Origin of the sequence: Sporosarcina sp. P19, from assembly GCF_002743165.1 — a bacterium.
Taxonomy (GTDB): Bacteria; Bacillota; Bacilli; order Bacillales_A; family Planococcaceae; genus Sporosarcina; species Sporosarcina ureae.
In genome coordinates, this window is record NZ_PDYR01000007.1 from 149,763 (window position 1) to 157,717 (window position 7,955).

Sequence of the window (7,955 nt, forward strand, 5' to 3'; positions counted from 1 at the left end):
GTTCGTGACGGGAGAGAATAACTATGCATTCAGAATGGATCGAACGAGTATTGGACAATATTGAAAAAGTTATTGTTGGAAAACGGGATATAGCGGAGTTAAGTATGACGGCATTATTAGCTGGCGGTCACGTATTACTGGAAGACGTACCAGGTGTTGGAAAGACGATGCTAGTGAGAGCGTTGGCGACATCAATTGGTGCGAAGTTTAAGCGGATCCAATTCACACCTGACCTATTACCTTCTGATGTTTCAGGCGTGTCCATCTATAATCCACAGACAATGCAATTTGAATTTCGTCCGGGACCTTTGATTGGTAATATCGTATTGGCTGATGAAATCAACCGAACATCACCCAAAACACAGGCTGCATTATTGGAAGGGATGGAAGAGGCATCGATTACGGTAGATGGAACGACTATTCAATTGCCGGAACCATTTTTCGTAATGGCGACACAAAACCCTGTGGAATATGAAGGGACCTACCCTCTACCGGAAGCACAGCTTGATCGTTTTATTTTCAAGTTGAAAATGGGGTATCCGACAAAGCAGCAAGAAATGGAATTATTGAAAAGAGCGGAACGGCAAACACCGATTGAGAAAATCGACGCCATTCTGACAGTGAATGAATTATTGGAGTTACAGCGTCATGTGCGAGAAGTGACAGTAGACGATACGATTGTTTCTTATATTGTGGATTGTGCGGATGCAACCCGCCATCATGAGTCTGTTTCTTTAGGCGTAAGTCCACGAGGTTCAATGGCATTAATGAAAGCTTGCCAAGCTTACGCGTTCATAAAAGGGCGCACGTTTGTCTTGCCGGATGATGTACAATATTTGGCGTCGTTTGCATTTTCGCATCGGATGATTTTGCGTCCTGAAGCGAAATACGAAGGAATTGATGCAGAGGCAATTGTTAGTCGGATCCTCGAGCGTCAGCCGGTTCCGGTAATGCGCAGGTCTACTACTCTATGAAGGCATTGCGATCATTTGGGCGATTCGCGAGTGTCGTAGCCATTGGTACAGTTGCTTACGTCTTCGCAAAATTTCAAGGGGGCTTCGTTAGCTGGTTCATTTTCTATATGTTAATTCCATTTGTGACATACTCCGTGCTTCTCTACTTGTATCCGTTACGAGATCTAACCGTTGCACGATATATTGAAGATCGACATGTATCTAGGAGTGGACAGGTCTCCATTCGGGTGGTTTTAAAAAGGAACTTCCCTTTCCCTCTACTATATGTAATTCTAATGGATAGACGAGTTCACGCTAAGCGCGAAAAGATTGAACGGAAAATTATGCTCTTAGGATTTCGGAGAACATATGAGCACACCTATTTGCTAAAGGATGTTCAGCGTGGCGAATACACATTGCCGACAGTAGAAGTGGAAATAGTGGATTTTTTTAATTGGATTCGTAAAAGAAAAGTATTTTTTATACAAAATCATTTTTTAGTCTATCCGAGCGTAACCGATTTAGTGTATGAATCAGCATCTAATGGGACGAGCGAAGGGCAGCAACTCTCAGCTTTCATGCTAGCCAAGGATGCAACAACCCCATCCAGCATCAGAGAATATGCGCCAGGGGACCGAATGTCTTGGATTCATTGGAAATCATTTGCACGTACTTCGAAATTAATGACAAAAGAATTTGATGAACAGCGTTCCGAGCAACATACGTTGTTGCTGGATTGCGGAATATCGGAAACCTTTGAAGATGCAGTGGAGTTTGCTGCATCGATTGTTGTATCCGCCAGAGAGAATCATGCCAAGTTGACCCTGATCACAGCGAGTGACCAGCCGAAAGTGTTTCCATCGATACAATCCGCAGGTCAGACGAGGCAAGCACTAGTACATCTTGCGAAAATCCAACCTGAAGACACACAAAAGGTAAGATTGCCGATAGAGAAAGAGATATCTGGAGATGCGTTATTGCTTATTACAGGAAATCTTCGCATGGAGTTTGTCCGTAGCGTGTTGACATGTACTCATGATGCATCCACAATGGTTTGTTTTGTGCTCATAACAGATGAAACGAACAAAAAATCTCTAGAAGCTAATGTTAATCAAGTGAAATCGCTTGGTATTACGGTGAAAATGATTTATCCGTCTGATCGTTTATCAATGTCGAGAAAGACGGTGAATTTATGAAGAGATCAAAGTTGGATTGGAAAGTGCTGTTGTTTTTATATGCGCTCAGTTCCGTTTTGCTGTGGGAGTGGTTTATCCCGATTGTGGATTTGACGGATTTTGGACATCCATCTCTATTCATCATCTATCTAGTACTCTTTTTTGCATTGACTTTACTGCAACTGCCATGGTGGATCAGTGGAACGGTCCAGATTCTATATGTAGTATGGGCTATTCATTATATGTATTTTAATAAACTATGGATCTCTATAGCTGTGACAGGCTATATTTTGCAAGATGTCCAACAGAATGTCCTGTTGCTATTCCAAGGTAATCTCGGAGAATTATCGAATTTATTCCGTACGTTATTGTTGTTTGTGCTAGTTTGGATGATCGCTTATTTACTTCGTCACTGGATTGAAGTGCGACGTAGTATGATGATGTTCTTTGGTTTTACAATAATATTTGTAGCACTTTTGGATACGTTCACTCCATATGACGCTACTTCGTCTATAGTGAGAATTATGATAGTAGGCTTAGTAATTGTAGGTTGCCTTACAATAATTAAATTATCGGGTGATGAAGGATTGTCACTTCGTCCTAAGAGATTGCTTTTGCTTTCATTGCCAGTGGTACTGATTGTTGTATCTATCGGATTGCTATCAAGAAATGCACCGGTATATCCTCCTGCATGGCCAGATCCTGTACCGTTCTTACTATCGTTGAGTGGAGCGGAGGATAACGTATCTGACAACGGACAAGCCAGAGCGGGTTATGACCCCGATGATACGCAACTGGGTGGAGCTTTCGTCCAAAACAATCAATTGGTGTTTGAAGCATCCGTGGACGAACGGCAATATTGGCGTATTGAAACGAAAGATACATATACTTCAAAGGGCTGGATACAGGATGAAGAGTCAGATAAGGAGCTGCTGGATACAGGCGAAGATCTATGGAATAATCCCGCAGAAGGGGAAGTCTTGCGTGCTACACTGGATTTCGTTGAACCACTTCCATTTCTTGCTACTCCTTATGGCACGACGAAGATTTCCTCGCCTGAAGGTTTGAATCTGATGCACGAGATAACGACGAACCGACTATATTTGTTGATGGGGCTACAAGAAAAGATTGAACAGTATGAAATGGAATTTGTTGAACCTACATACATCCTGTCAGATTTGCAGAAAACAGAGATGGTGAACTATGAGACGGTTCCGGAAGATTTGAATAGCTTTGTCCAACTTCCAGCAGAATTACCGGAACGCGTGAAGGAACTGGCTTTATCGATTACAGAAAATGAAACGGCTGTCTATGACAAAGTGAAAGCCATAGAGCAATACTTCAAAAAGAACGGTTTTGTTTATGAAACGCAAAATGTTCCGGTGCCTGATGAAGAACAGGATTATGTAGATCAGTTTCTATTCGACACGAAAAAGGGCTATTGTGATAACTTCTCCACTTCCATGGCGGTCATGCTCAGGTCCGTAGATATACCAACGCGCTGGGTGAAAGGATTTGCGCCAGGAGAAATGGCATATAAAGCATCTGGGAAAAGTGTCTATCGCGTGACGAATGATGAGGCTCATTCGTGGGTAGAAGCATACATTCCCGAAATTGGATGGATGCCGTTTGAGCCGACACTAGGTTTTACACATCCAACAGAGATCGAATTCGACATTCCGAATGAAAGTTCTGAAGAAGAGGAAATTAAAAAAACTGTGAAACCGGAAGTGGAAAAAGAGAAAGAACTTCCTAAGAAAACAAAAGGTTCGCCTGCGTTCGACGCATTCAAACAAAAATTTGTATGGTTGTTCAGTCAATGGTGGATTTATGTATCATTGTTTGTGTTAATTGTAGGAGCAAGTTTAATTGTCTATAATAAAAGAAGCAATTGGCTACCGAAATGGCGTATAAAACAACTCAGGAAACTGCCAAACGGTCGCGCGAAATTTGAACAGCAATTCACACAGTTATTACAACAATTAGCTCGGACCGGACTGCCAAAAGATACCGCGATGACGCTTTCTAACTATGCGAAACTCGTAGACGAGCGGTACGGCGGAGATCGTATGACCGTATTAACCAATGCGTATGAAATAGGAATATACGGGAATGACTGGGAGACGCAAGAATGGGATAAGTTGAATGAAGTATGGGAAGATTTAATTATTAGTACAACATGTTGATTTTTTAGCGAAATATGCGTAAAATGTAGAGCGGATGATGCTTGAAATGTCCTCGACATATCTTGCACTAACGAACGTCAGCTATCATTGAATAGCAGTACCTGGATTCTTTGATGGAAAAGACGCGTGGAAAGTTGACTTTCTAACGCGTCTTTTGTAGTTGAGGCGTGAAATGGTATTAAAAAATTGGAAGAGGTGGATTAGTTGTCAAATGCTCCTGTGTTAGCCGGACAAGAAAAAGTTGTAGTTCTCGATTACGGCAGTAAGTATAATCAGCTCTTCACGCGTACAATCCGCGAATTTGGTGTGTATAGTGAGTTACACGCACATACAACGACAATTGAGGAAATTAAAAAAATGAATCCAGTCGGTATCGTACTTTCCGGCGGTGCAGCATCTGTCGGAGACGCGAAAGCGCATGATATCAATCCAGAAATATTTGAATTAGGTATTCCTGTATTGGGCATCAGTTACGGAGCTCAAGTAATCGTTGATCATTTAGGTGGGAAGGTAGAAAAGAATGCAGGCGGTGAAAGCAAAGAAGAAACGTTGACAGTGGATACGACGTCTACACTATTTGCTGGTCAGACTGACAATCAAAACGTCTGGGTTAGTCACAGCGCTGACATTGTCGAATTACCTGAAGGATTTACTGCATCTGCAAAAGATTCTGCTGGTAATATTGCAGCTATTTCAAACGATGAACAACAAATCTATGCGATTCAATTCCATCCAGAAGATTATCGTTCGGAAAACGGGAAAGACTTCTTGCGTAACTTTGTTTTTGAAATCTGTAAAGCTTCAGGCGATTGGACAATGGATCGTTTCATCGAGATAGAAGTAGAGAAGATCCGCTCAACGGTTGGCGATCGTAAAGTACTTTGCGCGCTAAGTGGCGGAGTTGACTCATCAGTCGTAGCTGCTTTGATTGACCGTGCAATAGGAGATCAGTTGACATGTATTTTTGTTGACCACGGATTGCTTCGTAAAGGCGAAGTTGAAAGTGTAGTTAAGACTTTCAGTGAACAGTTCAGTATGCACTTCATTAAAGTAGATGCACGCGAACGCTTCTTAAATAAGCTCGAAGGTGTTACAGATCCTGAACAAAAACGTAAGATTATCGGCAATGAATTTATTTACGTATTTGATGAAGAATCTGCTAAACTAGACGGCATCAAATATTTAGCACAAGGTACGATTTATGCAGATATCATCGAAAGTGGAACAGCAACTTCCGCAACTATTAAATCTCACCATAATGTGGGCGGTTTGCCTGAAGATATGGACTTCGAGTTAATCGAACCATTACGTGCATTATTTAAAGATGAAGTACGTGCGGTAGGTGCAGAACTTGGATTGCCTGAAGAAATTGTTAACCGACAACCATTCCCAGGTCCGGGACTTGGAGTTCGTGTGCTTGGTGAAATTACGGAAGATAAGCTTGAAATCGTTCGCGATGCAGACTTTATTTTACGTGATGAAATCGCAAAAGCTGGACTCGATCGTTCAATCTGGCAATATTTCGCAGTATTACCAAATATCCGTAGTGTAGGTGTTCGTAACGAACAACGTTCTTACGACTATGCGATAGGTATAAGAGCGGTTCATTCAGTAGATGGTATGACGGCAGACTGGGCTCGTATACCTTTCGATGTACTAGAAAAAATTAGTACTCGAATTACAACTGAAGTGGATCAAGTCAATCGTGTTGTATATGATATTACAGCGAAACCACCTGGCACTATTGAGTGGGAATAAGTTAAACAACAGAATATGATCGTATAACGCTGGGAATAAGGCCTGGAAGTCTCTACCGAAACACCGTAAATGTTTCGACTACGATTCAAAATAGAAATGTATTTTCTATTGGATTAAAGAAGAGGCATGCGAATTTATTTCGCGTGCCTCTTTTTACATAATGAGAGTAAGGAAGGTCACAATGAAAAAATACTTTGAGTTTGATAAGCTTGGCACCAATTATCGTCGCGAAATCATCGGTGGAATTACTACGTTTTTAGCCATGGCTTATATTTTAGCGGTAAATCCAATCATGTTATCTTTAGATGTTGTACCTGACCTGCCTGATTCCATGCGTATGGATAAAGGCGCTGTATTTGTTGCCACTGCACTCGCGGCTGCTGTTGGAACACTGTTTATGGGTTTAATAGCCAGATATCCGATTGGCTTAGCGCCAGGCATGGGATTAAACGCATTCTTCGCTTTCACCGTAGTGCTTACGTATGGTATACCATGGCAAACAGGATTGACTGGAGTATTATTCTCGGGATTAATTTTTATTGTTCTTTCATTAACAGGATTACGAGAAATGATCATCAATGCAATACCGGCACAACTGAAATTTGCGGTAGGTGCAGGTATAGGTTTGTTCATTACATTCCTAGGTCTGCAAAATGCCAAGATTATTGTGGCGGATGAAAATACGTTAGTAGGTCTAGGTGATTTAACAGCTGGTCCTACATTGCTAACGATCTTTGGATTAGTCATCACGATTGTCATGATGGTAAGGAAGATCAAAGGTGCTATTTTCTACGGAATGATTATGACCACGGCTTTAGGTATGGCGGTCAGTTTAATAGACGTGCCACACAAGGTAGTAGATAAAATTCCGTCAGTCGCTCCCACGTTTGGTGCAGCTTTTGATGCGATCCTTAACGACCCAGGATCATTGATGACAACACAATTTGTCGTGATCGTCATCACATTCCTGTTCGTAGACTTCTTCGATACAGCTGGAACACTAGTTGCAGTAGCTACACAAGCAGGTCTAATGAAGGAAGACCGTCTGCCACGTGCTGGCAAAGCGTTACTTGCGGATTCCTTGGCAACCGTAACAGGAGCAGTAATGGGGACATCCACTACCACTTCTTATATTGAATCCACTGCAGGTGTTGCGGCGGGTGCCAAAACAGGCTTTGCTTCTATTGTAACCGCCTTGCTGTTTTTACTAGCAATGTTCTTCTCTCCTTTACTACTAGTCATTACACCGGCAGTTACGGCTCCGGCTTTGATTATCGTAGGGGTATTAATGGTGTCGACATTAGGAAACATAGAATGGACTCGTTTCGAGATCGCAGTTCCAGCATTCTTTACGATTATCGCCATGCCGTTGACGTACAGTATCGCAACAGGTATCGCAATCGGTTTCGTTTTCTATCCTATTACGATGCTAGTAAGCGGTAGAAGAAAAGAAATTCATCCAATTATGTACGGTCTCTTTGTGATCTTTATTTTGTATTTCATCTATATCAAATAACAACAAACCGCTTCCTAGGCCAATAGGGGAGCGGTTTTGTCTATTCTTTAGGCTTCTCTTTAAAAGGCGTTAATGGCATTGAATCTAAAAGAAAGGAAAAAGAAATTAAAAAAGGTTGTCTATAGTTGTTGACAGTTTAAAATGCGTCTGATATAGTAATAGAACAGTCAAGAAAGAGACTGCAACATGAACCTTGAAAACTGAACAGCAAAACGTTAACGAAATACAGTTTGTGCATCTAACGATGACATAAACAAAATGAGTATCTTAATTGATGCCAGCAAATGAAACTCGAGCTAATCGAATTTCTCTTATGGAGAGTTTGATCCTGGCTCAGGACGAACGCTGGCGGCATGCCTAATACATG

Annotated in this window: 5 protein-coding genes and 1 riboswitch; all 5 genes read left to right on the forward strand. The window is 41.7% G+C overall.

The features are described 5' to 3' along the window. The first annotated feature begins 23 nt into the window (after positions 1-23). The 5 genes from CSV74_RS09735 (at position 24) to CSV74_RS09755 (ending at position 7,588) form a co-directional block, all read left to right on the forward strand. A complete protein-coding gene (locus tag CSV74_RS09735; protein WP_099691489.1) occupies positions 24-974 on the forward strand; it encodes an AAA family ATPase in 951 nt (316 codons plus the stop codon). Then, entirely contained in the window at positions 971-2,149 is a 1,179-nt protein-coding gene (locus CSV74_RS09740; RefSeq protein WP_099691490.1) for a DUF58 domain-containing protein, read from the forward strand. The genes CSV74_RS09735 and CSV74_RS09740 overlap by 4 nt, the downstream gene beginning before the upstream one ends. Next, positions 2,146-4,314, forward strand: a complete 2,169-nt coding sequence (locus CSV74_RS09745; protein WP_099691491.1) for a transglutaminase TgpA family protein — start codon at positions 2,146-2,148, stop codon at positions 4,312-4,314. The genes CSV74_RS09740 and CSV74_RS09745 overlap by 4 nt, the downstream gene beginning before the upstream one ends. A gap of 204 nt (positions 4,315-4,518) precedes the next feature. Then, positions 4,519-6,072, forward strand: coding sequence for a glutamine-hydrolyzing GMP synthase (gene guaA, locus CSV74_RS09750; protein WP_369823707.1), 1,554 nt, complete (start codon positions 4,519-4,521; stop codon positions 6,070-6,072). Then, positions 6,072-6,173: riboswitch (purine riboswitch) on the forward strand. Its footprint overlaps the gene before it by 1 nt. Before the next feature lie 80 nt (positions 6,174-6,253). Continuing rightward, positions 6,254-7,588 carry an NCS2 family permease gene (locus tag CSV74_RS09755; protein WP_099691492.1) on the forward strand — a complete coding sequence of 445 codons (1,335 nt, stop codon included), beginning with the start codon at positions 6,254-6,256 and terminating at the stop codon, positions 7,586-7,588. Positions 7,589-7,955: the final 367 nt, after the last annotated feature.

What these genes read in the sequence shown, in the direction of transcription:
- CSV74_RS09735 (WP_099691489.1), top strand. Translation starts at nt 24, where the DNA reads ATGCATTCAGAATGGATCGAACGAGTATTGGACAATATTGAAAAAGTT.
- CSV74_RS09740 (WP_099691490.1), top strand. Translation starts at nt 971, where the DNA reads ATGAAGGCATTGCGATCATTTGGGCGATTCGCGAGTGTCGTAGCCATT.
- CSV74_RS09745 (WP_099691491.1), top strand. Translation starts at nt 2,146, where the DNA reads ATGAAGAGATCAAAGTTGGATTGGAAAGTGCTGTTGTTTTTATATGCG.
- CSV74_RS09755 (WP_099691492.1), top strand. Translation starts at nt 6,254, where the DNA reads ATGAAAAAATACTTTGAGTTTGATAAGCTTGGCACCAATTATCGTCGC.